General features: G+C 67.8%; 13 protein-coding genes and 1 pseudogene. 10 read left to right on the forward strand and 4 right to left on the reverse strand.

Features of this window, described 5'->3' with window-relative positions; translation table 11 throughout:
* Window positions 1-76: 76 nt before the first annotated feature.
* The 7 genes from MKK51_RS03740 to MKK51_RS03770 all read left to right on the forward strand — a co-directional run bounded on the left by MKK51_RS03740 (window position 77) and on the right by MKK51_RS03770 (window position 8,703).
* Window positions 77-1,690, forward strand: coding sequence for an ABC transporter substrate-binding protein (locus MKK51_RS03740; RefSeq protein WP_409565605.1), 1,614 nt, complete (start codon window positions 77-79; stop codon window positions 1,688-1,690).
* Window positions 1,691-1,950: 260 nt separating this feature from the next.
* A complete protein-coding gene (locus tag MKK51_RS03745) occupies window positions 1,951-2,904 on the forward strand; it encodes an ABC transporter permease (protein WP_243975056.1) in 954 nt (317 codons plus the stop codon).
* Window positions 2,904-3,833: an ABC transporter permease gene (locus MKK51_RS03750; RefSeq protein WP_243975057.1), complete on the forward strand. Its 930-nt coding sequence runs from the start codon at window positions 2,904-2,906 to the stop codon at window positions 3,831-3,833. Before MKK51_RS03745 ends, MKK51_RS03750 begins: the two co-directional genes overlap by 1 nt.
* Window positions 3,830-4,891: an ABC transporter ATP-binding protein gene (locus MKK51_RS03755; protein WP_243975058.1), complete on the forward strand. Its 1,062-nt coding sequence runs from the start codon at window positions 3,830-3,832 to the stop codon at window positions 4,889-4,891. The genes MKK51_RS03750 and MKK51_RS03755 overlap by 4 nt, the downstream gene beginning before the upstream one ends.
* Window positions 4,888-5,919 (forward strand): ABC transporter ATP-binding protein, encoded by a 1,032-nt coding sequence (locus MKK51_RS03760; RefSeq protein ID WP_243975059.1) that lies wholly within the window; start codon window positions 4,888-4,890, stop codon window positions 5,917-5,919. The genes MKK51_RS03755 and MKK51_RS03760 overlap by 4 nt, the downstream gene beginning before the upstream one ends.
* A 72-nt stretch (window positions 5,920-5,991) precedes the next feature.
* Window positions 5,992-7,248, forward strand: coding sequence for a Zn-dependent hydrolase (locus MKK51_RS03765; protein ID WP_243975061.1), 1,257 nt, complete (start codon window positions 5,992-5,994; stop codon window positions 7,246-7,248).
* Between the two features lie 363 nt (window positions 7,249-7,611).
* Window positions 7,612-8,703 (forward strand): PAS domain-containing protein, encoded by a 1,092-nt coding sequence (locus MKK51_RS03770; protein WP_243975063.1) that lies wholly within the window; start codon window positions 7,612-7,614, stop codon window positions 8,701-8,703.
* 12 nt (window positions 8,704-8,715) lie between these two features.
* On the opposite strand, the gene MKK51_RS03775 is transcribed toward MKK51_RS03770, so the two are convergent.
* Together MKK51_RS03775 and MKK51_RS03780 are read right to left on the reverse strand one after the other, a co-directional pair.
* On the reverse strand, window positions 8,716-10,803 hold the full coding sequence (locus tag MKK51_RS03775; RefSeq protein ID WP_243975065.1) for a hypothetical protein: 2,088 nt from the start codon (window positions 10,801-10,803) through the stop codon (window positions 8,716-8,718).
* A 394-nt stretch (window positions 10,804-11,197) separates the two neighbouring features.
* On the reverse strand, window positions 11,198-12,586 hold the full coding sequence (locus MKK51_RS03780; RefSeq protein WP_243975067.1) for a glycosyltransferase family 61 protein: 1,389 nt from the start codon (window positions 12,584-12,586) through the stop codon (window positions 11,198-11,200).
* A gap of 424 nt (window positions 12,587-13,010) precedes the next feature.
* Between MKK51_RS03780 and MKK51_RS03785 the strand changes: the two genes are divergently transcribed.
* Entirely contained in the window at window positions 13,011-13,421 is a 411-nt protein-coding gene (locus MKK51_RS03785; protein ID WP_243975068.1) for an EF-hand domain-containing protein, read from the forward strand.
* 509 nt (window positions 13,422-13,930) lie between these two features.
* Window positions 13,931-14,164, forward strand: coding sequence for a GcrA family cell cycle regulator (locus MKK51_RS03790; RefSeq protein WP_018043414.1), 234 nt, complete (start codon window positions 13,931-13,933; stop codon window positions 14,162-14,164).
* Between the two features lie 226 nt (window positions 14,165-14,390).
* Here the strand turns inward: MKK51_RS03790 and MKK51_RS03795 are convergent, their stop codons facing one another.
* Window positions 14,391-15,047 carry a hypothetical protein gene (locus MKK51_RS03795; protein ID WP_243975069.1) on the reverse strand — a complete coding sequence of 219 codons (657 nt, stop codon included), beginning with the start codon at window positions 15,045-15,047 and terminating at the stop codon, window positions 14,391-14,393.
* A gap of 415 nt (window positions 15,048-15,462) precedes the next feature.
* Here MKK51_RS03795 and MKK51_RS03800 point away from each other — a divergent pair, with 415 nt between their 5' ends.
* The gene (locus tag MKK51_RS03800) at window positions 15,463-15,999 is read left to right on the forward strand and encodes a superoxide dismutase family protein (RefSeq protein WP_243975070.1); all 537 of its coding nucleotides are present in this window, start codon (window positions 15,463-15,465) and stop codon (window positions 15,997-15,999) included.
* Between the two features lie 111 nt (window positions 16,000-16,110).
* On the opposite strand, the pseudogene MKK51_RS03805 reads toward MKK51_RS03800, so the two are convergent.
* Window positions 16,111-16,339, reverse strand: a pseudogene (locus MKK51_RS03805) (1-deoxy-D-xylulose-5-phosphate synthase); the annotation flags it as partial.

The following is a 16,339-nucleotide window of genomic DNA, read 5'->3' on the forward strand; positions in this document are numbered from 1 at the left end:
GGCCGGTGCCTTGCATGGGCGGTTCTTACACCGGCAATTCTGCCGATCATCGGCAACTGAGGAAAAGCACAACACGATGAGAGGCTTGGCAGAACATCTTCGCGTCGGACTCGTGGCCGCGGCGCTGGCCGCCGGCGGCATGGCGCCGTCCGCCTGGGCGCAGGGAACGCTGCGGATCGGCATGACCGCGTCGGACATCCCGCTCACCACGGGACAGGCCGACAATGGCGGCGAGGGCATGCGCTTCACCGGCTACACGGTCTACGACGCGCTCATCAACTGGGACCTGTCGAGCGCGACCAAGCCCTCCGACCTCACTCCGGGCCTCGCCACCTCCTGGGAGGTGGAGGCCGCCGACAAGACCAAGTGGATCTTCAAGCTGCGCCCCGGCGTAACCTTCCACGACGGGTCGCCCTTCACCGCCGAGTCGGTGGTGTGGAACCTCGACAAGCTCCTCAAGACCGACGCACCGCAATTCGATCCGCGCCAATCGGCGCAGGGGCGGTCGCGCATCCCCGGCGTCGCCAGCTACCGCGTGGTCGATCCGATGACGGTGGAGATCACCACCAAGGCGCCGGACGCGACGCTGCCCTACCAGATCGCCTGGATCATGATGTCCTCGCCGGCGCAGTGGGAGAAGCTGGGCAGGAGCTGGGACGCCTTCGCCAAGACCCCGTCCGGGACCGGCCCGTGGAAGCTGACCCTGTTCGCCCCGCGCGAGCGCGCCGAGATGGCCCCCTTCGCCGAATACTGGGACAAGGCGCGGGTGCCCAAGCTCGACAAGCTGGTGCTCGTGCCCCTGCCGGAGGCCAATGCCCGCGTGGCGGCCCTTCGCTCGGGCCAGGTCGACTGGATCGAGGCCCCGCCGCCGGACGCCATCGCCTCCCTCAAGGGGGCGGGGTTCAGCATCGTCACCAATGCCTATCCGCATAACTGGACCTGGCACCTGTCGCGGGCCGAGGGCTCGCCGTGGAACGACATCCGCGTGCGCAAGGCCGCCAACCTCGCCGTCGACCGCGAGGGCATGAAGGAGATGCTCAGCGGCCTGATGATCCCGGCACAGGGCTTCATGCCGCCGGGCTCGGCCTGGTTCGGTTCGCCGACCTTCAAGCCGACCTACGACCCGGAGGCGGCCAAGAAGCTCCTGGCCGAGGCGGGGTACGGCCCCAACAAGCCCATCGTCACCAAGATCCTCATCGCGCCCTCGGGCTCGGGCCAGATGCAGCCCCTGCCGATGAACGAGCTGATCCAGCAGAACCTCGCCGATATCGGAATCAAGGTGAATTTCGAAGTCGTCGAGTGGAACGCGCTCATCAACCTCTGGCGGGCCGGCTCGAAGGCCGACGTGTCGCGCGGCGCCACGGGGATGAACTTCTCCTACTTCATCCAGGACCCCTTCACCGGCTTCATCCGCCACCTCCAGTGCAACCTCGCCGCCCCCAACGGCACGAACTGGGGCCATTACTGCGACCCCGAGATGGACAAGCTGTTCGATCAGGTCCGCACGACCTTCGATCCGGCCGAGCAGATCAAGGTGCTGCAGAAGGTCCACGAGAAATACGTCGACGAGGCGCTGTTCCTCATGGTCGCCCACGACACCAACCCCCGCGCCATGAGCTCGAAGGTGAAGGGCTTCGTCCAGGCCCAGAATTGGTACCAGGACTTCTCGCCCATCACGGTTGGAAAATGAGACGCGTCCTCCCTCCCCCCTGTGGGGAGGGACCGAGGGTGGGGGACGCTCCGCTAGAGCGCTCTCCGCCGAAGTGGATGCCGGTTCGGCGAAAAAGAGTGCGACAAAACAAAGATCTAGAGGTGTGCCTCGACCCAACGTGGTCGGGCGCAGCTCTAGCCTTCCCAGGAAAAGGCTCGCCCTGCCACCCCCACCTCCAACTCCTCCCCACAAGGGGGAGGAGCGCCGCCACACTCGATTGAGGTCCTCCGGATGCTCCCATGCTGAGCTTCATCCTCCGCCGCCTCCTCACCGTCACCCCGGTGGCGCTCGGGGTCAGCATCGTCTGCTTCTCGCTGGTGCATCTGGCGGATGGCGATCCCCTCAGCTCCATCCTGCCGGTGGATGCCACCCAGGAGACGATCGACGCCATGCGGATCGCCTACGGCTACGACAAGCCGCTGCCGGTCCAGTACGCCCTGTGGCTGTGGAAGGTGCTCCACGGCGATCTCGGAACGTCCATCGCCACCGGCAGGCCGGTGCTGAGCGAAGTCGGGCGCGCCGTCGTCAACAGCCTGATCCTCGCCTCGGTGGCGACCCTGATCGGCTTCACCTTCGGCTGCCTGTTCGGCTTCGTCGCCGGCTATTTCCGCGATTCCGTCCTCGACCGGGCGGCCTCCGCCATCTCGGTCTTCGGGGTGAGCGTGCCGCATTACTGGCTCGGCATGGTCCTGGTGATCGTGTTCTCGGCCCAGTTCGGCTGGCTGCCCTCCACCGGCGCCGGCCCCGACGGGTCGGGCAACTGGAAGCCGGACCTGGAGCACCTGCGCTACATCATCCTGCCCGCCATCACGATGTCGGTGATCCCGATGGGCGTCATCGCCCGCACCGTCCGGGCGCTGGTGGGCGACATCCTCTCGCAGGATTTCGTCGGTGCGCTCAGGGCGAAAGGCCTCTCCGAGTTCGGCGTGTTCAAGCACGTGGTGAAGAACGCCGCCCCCACCGCTCTCGCGATCATGGGATTGCAGCTCGGCTACCTGCTCGGCGGCTCGATCCTGATCGAGACGGTGTTCGCCTGGCCCGGCACCGGCTTCCTCCTCAACGCCGCGATCTTCCAGCGCGACCTGCCGCTGCTGCAAGGCGCCATCCTCGTCCTGGCGATGTTCTTCGTCGCCCTCAACCTCATCGTCGACGTCGTGCAGACGGCGCTCGACCCGCGCATCGAGAGGGGCTGATGGCACTCGGATCCAGTGCGGCCGTATCGGCCATCGACATCGCCGGGGGCGCGCCCCCCCTCACCTCGACGCCGGAATCCTTCGTCGCCTCGCGCGGCTTCTGGGGCAACGTGCTGGCCAAGCTCCTGCGCGATCCCGTGGCGATGGCCGCGGCGTGTCTCATCCTCGCCATCGTCGCCATCGCGCTGCTGTCGCCGTGGATCACGCCCATGGACCCGTATCGCGGCTCGATGGTGCGGCGGCTGAAACCCGTGGGCGACGCCACCTACCTCCTCGGCTCGGACGAGCTCGGGCGCGACATGCTGAGCCGCCTGATGCTGGGCGGGCGCCTCTCCCTGTTCATCGGCGTCACGCCGGTGATCCTCGCCTTCCTCCTCGGCTCCAGCATCGGCATCCTCGCCGGCTACGTGGGCGGCTGGCTCAACACCGTGCTCATGCGCACCATCGACGTGTTCTTCGCCTTCCCCTCGGTGCTTCTGGCCATCGCGCTCTCGGGCGCCCTGGGGGCGGGCGTGTTCAACTCTATCGTCTCGCTGACCTGCGTGTTCACGCCCCAGATCGCCCGCGTGGCCGAGAGCGTGACGACACAGATCCGCTCGCGCGACTATGTGGACGCCGCCCGCCTGTCCGGCGCCTCCACCCTGACGATCCTGCGCGCGCAGGTGCTCGGCAACGTGCTCGGACCGATCTTCGTCTATTCCACCAGCCTCATCAGCGTGTCGATGATCCTGGCCTCGGGCCTCTCCTTCCTCGGCCTCGGCGTGAAGCCGCCGGAGCCGGAATGGGGCCTGATGCTCAACACCCTGCGCACCGCGATCTACGTGAACCCCATGGTCGCGGCACTTCCGGGCCTCGCCATCTTCATCGTCTCGATCTCGTTCAACCTGTTCTCGGACGGCCTGCGTTCGGCAATGGAAGTGAAGTCATGAGCACGCCCATCGCGTCGAGCCCGATCTCCTCCCGCGACCGGGGCGGGCCGGGCCAGCCGCTCCTCACCGTCGCGGGGCTGGTGAAGCACTTTCCGGTCAAGAAGGGGATCGGCGGCAAGAAGGCCGTCGTGCGCGCCGTGGACGGCGTCGATTTCGACATCAAGAAGGGCGAGACCCTCGGGGTCGTCGGCGAATCCGGCTGCGGCAAGTCCAGCACCGCGCGCCTCATCATGGGGCTGACCCAGCACGACAGGGGCGAGCTGCTGTTCGACGGCGAGCGCATCGGCAGCCGGGCGCTGCCCCTGCGCGAGTTTCGCGCCCAGGCCCAGATGGTGTTCCAGGACAGCTACTCGTCGCTCAACCCGCGCATGACCATCGAAGGGTCCATCGCCTTCGGGCCACGGGTCCACGGGGTGCCCAAGCGCCAGGCCATCGAGCGGGCGCGCAGTCTGCTCGCGCGCGTCGGTCTGGAACCGGCGCGTTTCGCCGCCCGCTACCCGCACGAACTCTCCGGCGGCCAGCGCCAGCGCGTGAACATCGCCCGCGCCCTGGCGCTGGAGCCGCGCCTTGTGGTCCTCGACGAGGCGGTCTCGGCCCTCGACAAGTCCGTGGAGGCGCAGGTGCTCAACCTGCTGATGGACCTCAAGCAGGAATTCGACCTCACCTACCTGTTCATCAGCCACGACCTCAACGTCGTCCGCTTCATCTGCGACCGGGTGGCGGTGATGTATCTCGGGCAGGTGGTAGAGATCGGCCCGGCCGACACCGTGCTGGCCGACCCCGCCCATCCCTATACCAGGGCGCTCCTGTCCTCGATGCCCTCCATGGACCCGGACAACCGCACCACCGTGGCGCCGCTGGCCGGAGACCCGCCCAACCCCATCGACCCGCCGCCGGGATGCCGCTTCAACCCGCGCTGCGGCCTCGTGGAGGAGGTCTGCCGGAGCCATGCTCCGCCGCTGGGCCCGGTCGATCCCGTCCACCGCGTCGCCTGCCTCGCCCGCCAGCCGGGCTCCGGTCATTCGGCGACGCCGTCCGCGGAGGCGGTCGCAGCATGAGCGAGCCCAGGACGAAGACCCCGGCCGGACCCGCCGTCGTCATCCAAGGGTTGAAGGTCACGTTTGGCGGCAGGGTCCGCGCCGTGGATGGGGTCGATCTCACCCTCGGCCGAGGCCAGGCCATCGCCCTGATCGGCGAGTCCGGCTCGGGCAAGAGCGTGACCCTGCGCGCGATCATGCGCCTCAACCCCGAGCGCAAGTCGGCGATCGAGGGCCGCATCGTCGTCGCCGGCCGCGACGTGATGGCCATGGGCAAGCGTGAGCTGACGGCGCTACGCGGCCGCGAAGTGGCGATGATCTTCCAGGAGCCGCTGCTCGCCCTCGACCCGGTCTATACGGTGGGCCGCCAGATCATCGAGGCGATCCGCCAGCACGAGGGGATCGGCGCGGACGAGGCGCGCGCCCGCGCGCTGCAGCAGTTCGAACGGGTGCGCATCCCGAGCCCGGAACGGCGCCTCGACGCCTATCCGCACGAGATGTCGGGGGGCATGCGCCAGCGCGCGATGATCGCCCTCGCCCTCGCCTGCAACCCGAAGGTCCTGCTTGCCGACGAACCCACCACGGCCCTCGACGCCACGGTGCAGATCCAGATCCTGCTGCTCCTGCGCGACCTGCAGGCGGAACTCGGGCTCTCCACCCTGTTCGTCACCCACGATCTCGGTGCCGCCGTCGAGGTCGCCGACCGGATCGCGGTGATGTATGCCGGCCGCATCGTGGAGGAGGGCTCCGCCCGGCAGGTGGTGCTGAACCCGCATCATCCCTACACGATCGGCCTCCTGCGCAGCCGCGCCGACGGGGCGCTCGCCAAGGGTTCACGACTGCAGACCATTCCGGGAAGCCCGCCCGACCTCGCCAACCGCCCGCCGGGCTGCCCCTTCGCGCCACGCTGCTTCCTCGCCGAGGATCGCTGCCGCGTGGGCGACCCGCCGGTGATCGAGGCCGGACCGGGGCATCGCGCCGCCTGCTGGAAGACCGACGAGGCGGCGCGCAGCTTCCAGGCTCAGCGGGCGGAGTTGGCGGAGGCGTAGCTCTCCCGAGGCCGAGGCCGGATGAACCGACCCCAATCCTGAAAACACCGAACCGAGACGACGGACACACACATGAGCACGACCCACAATCTCCGCGTCGACGGCGCGCGCCTGTGGTCCACGATCATGGAGACCGCCCGGTTCGGAGCCACCCCGGCCGGCGGAATCAACCGGCTGACCCTGTCGGAGGAGGATGGCCGGGTCCGGGACTGGTTCCGGGATGCCTGCGAGGCGGCGGGGCTGGAGGTGCGCGTCGATGCGCTGGGCACGCAGTTCGCCCTGCGGCGAGGACGCGACATGACGCGCTTGCCCGTTGCCTGCGGCTCGCATCTCGACACGCAGCCCACGGGGGGCAAGTTCGACGGCATCCTCGGCACCCTGGCGGGGCTGGAGGTCATGCGCGCCCTCAACGATGCCGGCATCGAGACCGAGGCGCCCCTGCTTCTCGTCAACTGGACCAACGAGGAAGGCTCGCGCTACGCCCCCGCCATGATGGCCTCGGCCGCCTATGCCGGAGACTTCACGGTGGAGGACATCCATTCCCGGCGCGACGCCGCCGGCATCGCGGTGAGGCAGGCCCTGGAGGCCATCGGCTATCTCGGGGACGAGCCGGTGGGCGAGCGCAGGATCGGCGCTTTCGTGGAATTGCATATCGAGCAGGGCCCGATCCTGGAGGCCGAGGAGACCACCATCGGTGTGGTCGAGGGCGGGCAGGGGATCGCCTGGTTCGACGGCGTGGTGACGGGTTTCGAGAGCCATGCCGGCACGACACCGATGCCGCGCCGGCGCGACGCCCTCAACGGCCTCGCCGAGATCGCTCTGGCCGTCGAGCGGATCGCCCATGCCCACGGCCCCACGGCCGTGGCGACGATCGGCGAGGCGGTGATCGGCGCTCCGTCGCGCAACGTCATCCCCGGCCGCGTCCGCTTCACCCTCGACGTGCGCGATCCGAAAGCCGAGACCCTCGACGCGGTCGAAGATGAAGTGCGGGTGGAGCTCGGCGCCATCGCCGACCGGCGCAGGCTCGCCATCGAACTGACCCGGATCTGGCGCAAGGAACCGGTCCCCTTCGATGCCGGGGTGGTGGGCGCCGTCGAGGCGGCGGCGCGGGGACTGGGCCTCAGCCATCGCCGCATGGTCTCGGGCGCCGGCCACGATGCCTGCAACATCGCCGCGCTTTCCCCGACGGCCATGATCTTCGTGCCCTGCCGCGACGGGATCAGCCACAACGAGGCGGAATCGGCGACTAAAGGCGATTGCACCGCCGGCGCCGACGTCCTGCTCCAGACCCTCCTCACCCTGGCCAACGCACCGGCTGAGGCCGGCTGAGCGGAAATCCTATCGGCCGGGCAAAGCCGCCCCCGCACCGCTCCGGCCCTTCCACCACGACACCGCGCGAGACAGCCGGAAAAGCCCCTATCGGTTCCGATCACCGGCACGCGATGGGCGAGCTCGCCCGCATCGACGGGGGCGATCGCGCCGGTCCCGTCATGGGGGTGGCGGGGAGGACGCATGACGTCGCCAATCCAGGGCGTGGCGACGGATCCGAGACGGCCACCGCCGAAATCGTTCTTCCTTCGCCATACGGCGGGTTGTGCGACGGGGGAAAAGCACGCAACGACATAGTGTTTCGCGGCAGCCTGGCATAAAACCGATCATGTCAGGCGGCACGCTCGCTGAGGAGAAGGAACCATGCCGCCACGGTCGCCGATGGATCCATCCGGACAGTCGGATGGCGCATCGCGCCGGTTGCCCTCCCGCCGCCTCCTGAAGCTCATGGAGCACGCCACGGATGTCGGCTTCTGGTCGGCGGACCTCGAAGAGCTCGACATCCACGGGTCGATCGGCCTCCATCGGGTGCTCGGCCTCCCCCCCTCGGTCGCCCTGAGCTTCGGCGTCGTGGAGGCCATGATGCATCCCGACGACCGTGCCGCGCATACGGATATGCTGACCCTGCTCCGCGAGGGCCAGCCGCTCAGGCGCGAGTTCCGCATCATCCGGCCGGACCAGACGCTGCGCTGGATCGCCAGCCACGCCGAGGTGGTGCTCGGCTCCGACAATCGTCCGAGCCAGGCGATCGGCGTCGTCGAGGACGTGACCGATCGCCACGATGCGAAACATTCCACCAAACAGGACCCCGATCGCTTCAAGGCCCTGCTCTCTGCCACGGCCGCGGTGGTCTGGATCGTTAGCCCCGACGGGAAGTCGATCGACATGCCCCTCTGGGAAGAGCTCACCGGGCAGCGACACGAGCAGTTCCAGGGCCTCGGCTGGATCGACGTCCTGCATTCCGACGACAGGGAACGTACGAACTACGCCTGGCGCACGGCCCTCAGTCACGACACGGCCTACAACACCGACTACAGGATCCTCTGCGTCGATGGGGTCTATCGCTGGTTCAACGCCCGTGGCGTGCCGATCATGAACCGGGACGGTTCGGTGAAGGAATGGGTGGGCGTGTGCCTGAGCGTCCCCGGACAGAGCCGCTTTCAGGCGGCCTCGTCGACCACGGACGCCCGCGGGCCGGCGACCGATATCGGCCGCGGCGGTGGGGATCTCACCTCCGCACAGGTCAGGGCCGCGCGCGGGATGACCGGCCTGTCGAAGGACGAGTTGGCGCGGCGCGCGAGCGTATCGGTCTCCACGATCGTGCGGCTCGAAGACCCGGACGCGGCCATCCGCCCGCGACGCGGCACGGTCCAGGCGGTGCGTCAGGTTCTCGAACAGGCGGGCGTCGTCTTCACCTTCGATCCGGGGCACAAGCCCGGCGTGCGGGAGGCGTGAGACCGCCTTCGCTCAGGCGCTGGCGTCGCTGGGAGCGCGCTGCTTGAACCGTTCCTTCATCCGCTTGCCGAGATCCGCCTTGCGCGCATTCGCGGCGAGACGGATCGCGCGGTCGATCTCGGCCGGGGCGGCGACCTCGTTGATCTGGCCGACCAGTGCCATCAGGCGCTCGTCGTCGGAGAAGGTCAGTTCGCAGCGGTAGAGCAGCATCAGCATGCGTCCGTTCCGGGGATCGACCTGGAGCGCCCGTGACAGGACCTGGGCCGCCTCGCTGGCGGCGCCATAGCGGAACAGCCGATCGCCCGCCTCCAGCACCAGGCCGAGATCCTCGCCGGCCACATGGGCGACGGCGCGCCACGCCGCCAGGATGGAATCCTCGTCCCCCGTAGGCTCGAGCGCCTTGGCGGCCAGCCGGCGAATCCGGCCCTGACCGTTGGTCATCAGGGCGGAGACGTAATAGCTGAGCCGCTCCTCGCTCTTCTCTTCCTCCGCGAGGCGCCCCAGGGTCTTCCAGGGCTCCTCCAGCTCGGCATTCGCCTGGCACGCGCGCAGGATCAACTCCCCGCCGCGCTCGCGGTCCCCCTTGATGAGGGCGATCTCACCGAGAAGCCAAATGCCGGTGGCGCCGTCCGGATCCCGCCGGATCTCTGCCTCGGCGATCTCGGCCAGGGCGGCGACATCCTGCTGTTTCAGGGCGCGTTGGATCCGAACCGGAAGGGCTTCCTCGGCCGCGGAATCGAGCAGAGCGGGCGAGCCGCCATCCTCGATCGCCTTCACCTCCGGACGACGCGCGCGCTGGGCGAGGCGCACGGCCCGTTCGGCCTCCTCCGGGTAAAGCTGCACGATGAGAGCCGCCAACTCGGCCAATCGCTCGTTGTCGGAGAACAGCAGTTCACTGCGGTAGAGCAGCACCAGAAGACGGCCATTCGTCGGATCGGCGGCATAGGCGGCCTCGAAAATCCGTGCCGAATCCTCTCCCGCACCCGCGCGGAGCAGCCGGTCGCCGGCCTCGATCAGGACGCCCGCATCCGTCCGGGCCGCGGCCGCGACCCGACGCCATGCGTCGGCGGCCTCTGCATCGGTGCCGGTCTGCTCGATGATCTTGGCGGCCATCCGCAGGATCCGGCATTGACCATTCGTCATCAGCACGGAGGCCAGGAGCTTGAGTCTCTCCTCGTCCTGCTCGTCTTCGGCGACGCGCGCCAGCGCCTTCCACGGCTCCTCGAAGGACGGGTTGGCCTGACACGCCCGGATGATCAGGTCGATGCCGCGGCGACGGTCTCCCCGCGACAGGGCGAGTTCCCCGTACAGCCAGATCGCCGTGGGACTTTCCGGATCGTCCTGCATCTCGGACGTGGCGATGGCGGCCACCATCGACCAATCCTCGAGCTTCAGGGCGCGACGGATGCGCGCCAGCAAGGTCTCGCTGGCATCGACGTTGGGCTTGTTGAGGTCCACCTGCCTCATGTATTCGTGGATCGCCCGCTGGGCATTGGAGTAGAGGGCGATCTTATCGGCCTGGACCACGCCGACGACGTCGCAGAATTCCCGCACCTGGGCGATGTTCGACGAAACGATGATGAAGCCGCTCGTGGCCGAGCGTTGCTTGATCACGCTGGCGAAACGGTCGGTGAACTCGGCTGTCTGCGGAAGAATGTCACCGTCGACGAAATAGGTCTCGTAGGGCAACCCGTAGGACAGGGCATACCGAAACGCCATGGCGATATCGGCGGGCACGTGCTTGTAGGGCACGTCCATGAAGGCATCGATATTGGCGACGAACGCGACGAACTTGATCAGACTGGTCGGCTCGATGCGGTGCATCTTGGCCGCGAACACGCAGTTTCGCCTCAGAGTATGGAGCGCGACGATGCCGGCCATGCGGCCGACGGGGCTCGAGATGTCCGCCTCGCGCCGGACCTTGCCGATGGCGGGCTGCCGCACCCCCGTGATGAGGTCGCTGAACGCACGGCGCTCGATCTTTGAGGCGCAGAGGATGCCGACGCGACGGTTCGTCGGGATGACCCCGGTGAGGCCGCACAGGATCGCATGCGACCGTGACTGGAGCGACCTGACCCAGACGTTCTCCAAGATCAGCATGAACCATCTCGCCCGGAGGCCGGTGAACGGCCCCTCACTGCACGTGTTCCCGGTCGAGCGCCCAATCCCGATCTCCCAACCCGAAATCTAATGCCGCGTCACGGGAGGACGCAACAGCCCGCATCGATACATCGCGTCTCGACAAAGGCTTCGTGTGCCTCACGAAACTCCCGGCCCCGGTCGGTTCTCCCTCGGAGCACGACGGCGCAGCGGGAGTTTTGTGAGTGACACTTCGCCGAGCACCTCGACACGGCCGACCGATCCCGGTCCTCATGCCGCCGCCGGGTGTCTCTCATGAACGAAGCCCTTGCTGCAACGACGTGGCCGGAATGAGGGCGTCCGATCGCCGGGACGCCTCCAACAATCGCGTGATCCGCCGCCGGGCAGCGCCCCGTCACCCCATCGGGGACCGATCGCCGGCCTTCTCCGCGCGAACGGGGGCGCCCGCATCGCCGGGCCACGCGTCGAGATATTCGAGGAAGGCCGGGGCATCGACGGCCCAACTGTCCATGGTGCCGAGGTGAGGCTCCAGCCAGCCCCGATAGCGGTGTCCCATCACGAGGCTGAGCCGGGCATAGTTCAGGCGCAGGAAGTAGGTCCCGTCCTGGACCGGCACGATCTCGGTGATGTCGGTCCCGGGAGCCGAGAAGATGATATGCGCCAACCCCGCCCCGTGAGGGGCGACGATGCGCTTTGCCGACGAGACGACGAAGACCTGCCGCCACAGGGGCATGGTCCCGAGGGCGACGCTCGCATAGCCTCTCGCCGTGATCTGCTCCTCGAGTTCGGCCTCGTTCCTCATGACCCGCCGGCTCGAATCCCGGCGGGAGATGTAGATCGCATCGCCGGCGCTCATCCCCTCCCGCGTGGCGATGGCCCGGGCGGCCTGTTTCACCCGTTCGATGACGGGTGCCACCTGTTCCCAGTAGCTGAATCCCTGCATGCCGCTGCGGGCGATCAGCAGGCGCTCGACGAAGACCGCGTCACCGACATCCACCACCGTCTGGGGCAGGCCGGCCAGACGCAGCGTCTCCTTCTCGAAGGAGGGGGCCTCGTCGCTGAGGAGGATCGCCGCATCCGGCGCCCCGTCCTCCAGCATCCAGGCGAAGAGCGGCAGGCGATCCACCAGCCAGTGATAGATGCCACGCGTGCCCTTGATGGCGAGGAAGCCCGTCGCGATGGTGGGGACGTCCTCGCGCGGCCGGCGGGAGATGGGCGCTCCCTTCGAGACGAGGACGCTGCCGTCCTCCTTCCAGATCTGGCCGTTCCGATCGACGAACACCTCCCGGTGCTCGATGATCTCGGGCGGCTTCGCCCGGGCGGCTTTGCTCCGGAAGCTCTCGATATCGGCGGCGACCTTGATGGCATGACGCGGCGGGGTGCGCTCGCTCGACCGGATCTCCACGGTCCCTCGAGCCCGCTGTCCCGAGCCGGAGAACGGAAATCGGATCGCCGTGGCCGTGGCCTTCGCGACGCCCGCCGCGGCGGCACCGGCGGGGACGGCCTTCGCCATGGCCGCCCGGATCTCCGACCGGAGGGCGGCATCCTTGGTATGGGGGAGAAACGATTTCGCCTGATGGGCGAACTTCACCTCGGCCATCACCGCGGGATCGGCCGTGAAGACAGCCCATGCGGCAGCCGCTTCGCCGAGCATCAGGAATCTCTGGCTCACCGCGTACCGATCCCGCGGCGACCATCGCGCGTCCAGGCACTGGCTTTCGGCCCAGGCCAGTGCCTCGACGTCGCGCATCTCGCCGGCGGCGCGGACGAACATGGCCATCATCGACGGGCTCTTCCGGAGCCGGTCGGCATCACGGCCCCGTGCCAGGATGGTCGGCCAATCGCCTCGCTCGAAAGCCGCTTCGAAATCCCGGTACTTGAACCCCGCCCCCCAAAAAACAGTCCAGCGCCAGATGCGCCTCAGAAAACGACGGCCGGTTTCCATGACGGGGTGAAACATAGTGAGGGATCATATCCTTTGCCGCTTCCCATGACATCGCTCCTTCATTGAGGAGACGGGAAACTAATCGGTCTTGGGAGGGACTTGTCACGTGTCGGTGCCGATGCCGCTCCGGTCGACAGGGCATCGAAGGGGCTGTCATCCACAGATGACCCGAAAATGGGCCGCTGCCTTGCAACAGACCAGCTTCGCATCTGCAAAAGCGTGTGATAGTCCCCTATCGCTGACGCAACCAGGAGGTTTACGCATGTCCAACCGGTCAAAACTCGCCATTTTCCTTACCATCGCCGCCCTTGCCGCCCCCGTCGCCCTTGCCGGCCCGGCCTCCGCCAAGGGCGACAAGGTCATCTCGATGGTCGACACCGACAATGACGGCACGATCGATCTGAAGGAAGTCCAGGCCGTCGCCAGCGCCAAGTTCGACGCCCTCGAAGGCGACAAGGACGGCACCCTCGACGCCAAGGAGCTCAAGGGCCGCGGCGGCAAGAAGGCGATCGCGGAAGCCGATCCGGACAAGGACGGCACCCTCGACAAGAAAGAGTATCTCGCCCTGGTCGAGGCCCGCTTCAAGGCGGCCGATCCGGACAACGACGGCACCCTCGATGCCGCCGAGCTGAAAACCCCGGCCGGCAAGGCCCTGGTCAAGCTGATCAAGTAAGCCGGACAGGGCCGCGCTTTCCGCGAGCGGGCCGGACCAGGGTTTCGAACACCGACCAGACCCCATGCGCCGGCCGGCGCGTGGGGTTTTTTGTCGTCTCGGGCGCGAGCGGGAGTTTCACGAGACACTCGACAACACCTGCGACAGGCGAATCACCGCGCGGCGCCAACCGGCGACGGCTGATTCGGGCAGTCGGCATTCTCAAAAAAGAAAGGGATTCGGCGCTAAAAGAGGCCAACTCGACGTCGAACCGCATCGAAAGACGCCGGAATCTGTGCGTTGCAGCACGTCGATGCGTGGAGACTTGTTTAAGGGCGAAAGATCCCTAGATACAGTGACATCATGACAGCGTCGTATCGCGGCTTCCGATGAAGTCGCGGGGCGGATCGGAAGCAAGCAGGGCATCGTCGTGCCCCGCGGCTGAAGAACCGGTCATACGGCGGATTTTCATCCACGGTCCCACCGGGCGCGCGCCCGCCAGAGACGCAGATCCTGCGAGTACGTCTTACATGAATCAACTCGTTCGCCTGTCACAGATCGGCGATGCTGACGCCATCGCCGAACCGTCGGCCGAATTGCGCGTCCCCTTCGCGCAGTCCGGGGCCTTCGTCTGCAAGTTCATCATCGGCGAGCCGAACGATCGCGCGGTCTGTTGCGGTGCGCCTGCGCCGGACGGCAAGAGCTGGTGCGCCTTTCACCGCCGCATCGTGTTCGAGCCGGCACGCCCCGGCCGCCTTCGCTAAGAGTGCGTCACTAAACTCCCGGCCTCCCTCCGTTCTCGCTCCGAGCACGACGGCGCAGCGGGCGTTTTGTGAGAGACACGAAAGCGGCCTCCGCTTCATTCGCGATCACGACAGACCTCGCCGGCCCTCGCCTGCGAGGTTTCTTGCGTCGGCGGAATGAGGTGCAAGCCCGTTCCGAGACCGTCCATGGCGAAGACCGTCGATGGTAAAGCCCGATGCGCACCGATCAGTCTTCGGGATCACCCCGATCGTCGAAATCGCGGAGGACCTCGAAGGGGCGACCGCGCATCGTGTGGGGATCATCGGTGCGGACGACGAGATACCCCGCTTCGCGGGCCTGCCGCAGGCGGGCCGCCTGAAAATCCCCGTCCCCGCCATTCCTTTGGCGATAGGCAGGGACCTCCTCCGAGAGGTCGCCGTAGCGATAGCCGGACGCCTCCTCGCCATTCGGCTGAAAGGCACGGACGGTCCAGATTCCGTCTCTCGCCGTCCGCCCGGCAGGTGCCCTCGCGGCGACGGGACGGATGGTTTCGTGTCTGGCGGGCACCATCCGTCGGGCGATCGTGCGGGCGGACGCCTTCTTGCTCGGATGCCGGGTCGCCGCGGCGGACCGGAGCCCGGCAACCGCGCCACGGCGGCTTTGCGCCGCCTTTCCGGCGCGGGCCGTGGCGTCCGCCTTCCGGACATTCTGTGATGTGTTCTCCTGACGCCCGGCGACGGACGGCGGGGCGGCCTTCCGATCGGGCGGATCGGTCCATGCCCGGCCGGCAGGCGCGGGGGTCGCGTCCTGGGCGCAGACGGCGCCGGTCATCGGCATGGCGAAGAGCGCCGACAGGCCGAGCGCGGAAACGAGGATTGATACCCGATGAAGACGCCCTGGCATCGACTCTCTCCAGGCTGGTGCCGAGAGATCGGACGCATATCGGCGATCCACCTCCGCACGCGCCGCCCGGCAACCACTGTCGGACCGACGACGTAGCTTAACGAAAGCTTACGATGGCGTCCACGATGCTATGCGAACCGGTCCTCGGTTGCGTGGATGCCCGATGCCTCGTGCCGGACCTGCATCGACGTGATGGACCCGTGACCCGCGGTGTCGTTGCGGCACGTTGGAGAAGAACCGGATGATGAGGCCGTACCGACCGGATGCGGTTGCCGTCCGGGCCCGCCCGACACACATGGCACCCGACCCGACCGCGACGGCAGCCTTGCCTGGACGATCGTCGTCGGACACGGTCACGGCCGGGATTATCCTTGCAGAGCTCCACAATCGCCCCGGCGTGGAGAGGAGAAACGCCATGAGACGATTCCTGTCGGTCCTCGCCCTGGTGGGTGGCGTCGCGCCCGCCCTCGCGCAGGCCCCTGCGCCGGCGGCGAATGCCGCGCCGCAGACCTACGAGAGCAAGGTCGTCAACACGAAGGGCGAACCGATCGGAACGGTCACCATCCGCGATGGAGCGAGCGCGCTGGTGCTGCGTCTGGCGATCCAGCCCGGCGGGCTGCCTCCCGGCTGGCACGGCATCCATTTCCACGCCGTGGCCGATTGCTCGGACATGGAAAAGTTCGAGAAGTCGAAGGCTCACGTGAATCACGACCAGAGCAAGCATGGCCTGCTCAACCCGGAAGGGCCGGACGAGGGCGACCTGCCCAACGTCTATGCCAATGCCGACGGATCGGTGAATGCGGAGGTGTCGAGCGAGACCCCGCTCACGGGCGAAGGCGGTCTGAAGGATGCCGACGGCTCTGCCCTCATCATCCACGCGAACGAGGACGACCATACCAGCCAGCCCATCGGCGGGGCGGGCGCCCGTCTCGCCTGCTCGGTCATCAAGTAGCCGGGCCGTCGCATCCTCGGCGCAGGGACGCCGTAGGATGCGATTGCCGCGAACGGCATCACGGCCGCCGAAGCGCAGCCGTGATGCCGTGTTCTCACGTTTGCCGGTCGGTCAGCGCTGGCCCTTGCCGATGCTCACGAGCTTGGCGCCGCTGCGTGCCTTCTGCTCGGGCAGGGCGGCCTTTACGGTCCTGACGATTCCGTCGGCGTCGAGGCCGGCCTCGGCGTACATCGCCTCCGGGCTGTTGTGGTCCTGGTAGGTGTCCGGCAGCGTCAGCGTCCGCACCCGCACCCGGCCCGCGTCCAGCGCGCCCTTCTCCGACAGGAGATGCAGCACGTGC

The organism is Methylobacterium sp. E-045 (assembly GCF_022829685.1).
GTDB lineage: Bacteria > Pseudomonadota > Alphaproteobacteria > Rhizobiales > Beijerinckiaceae > Methylobacterium.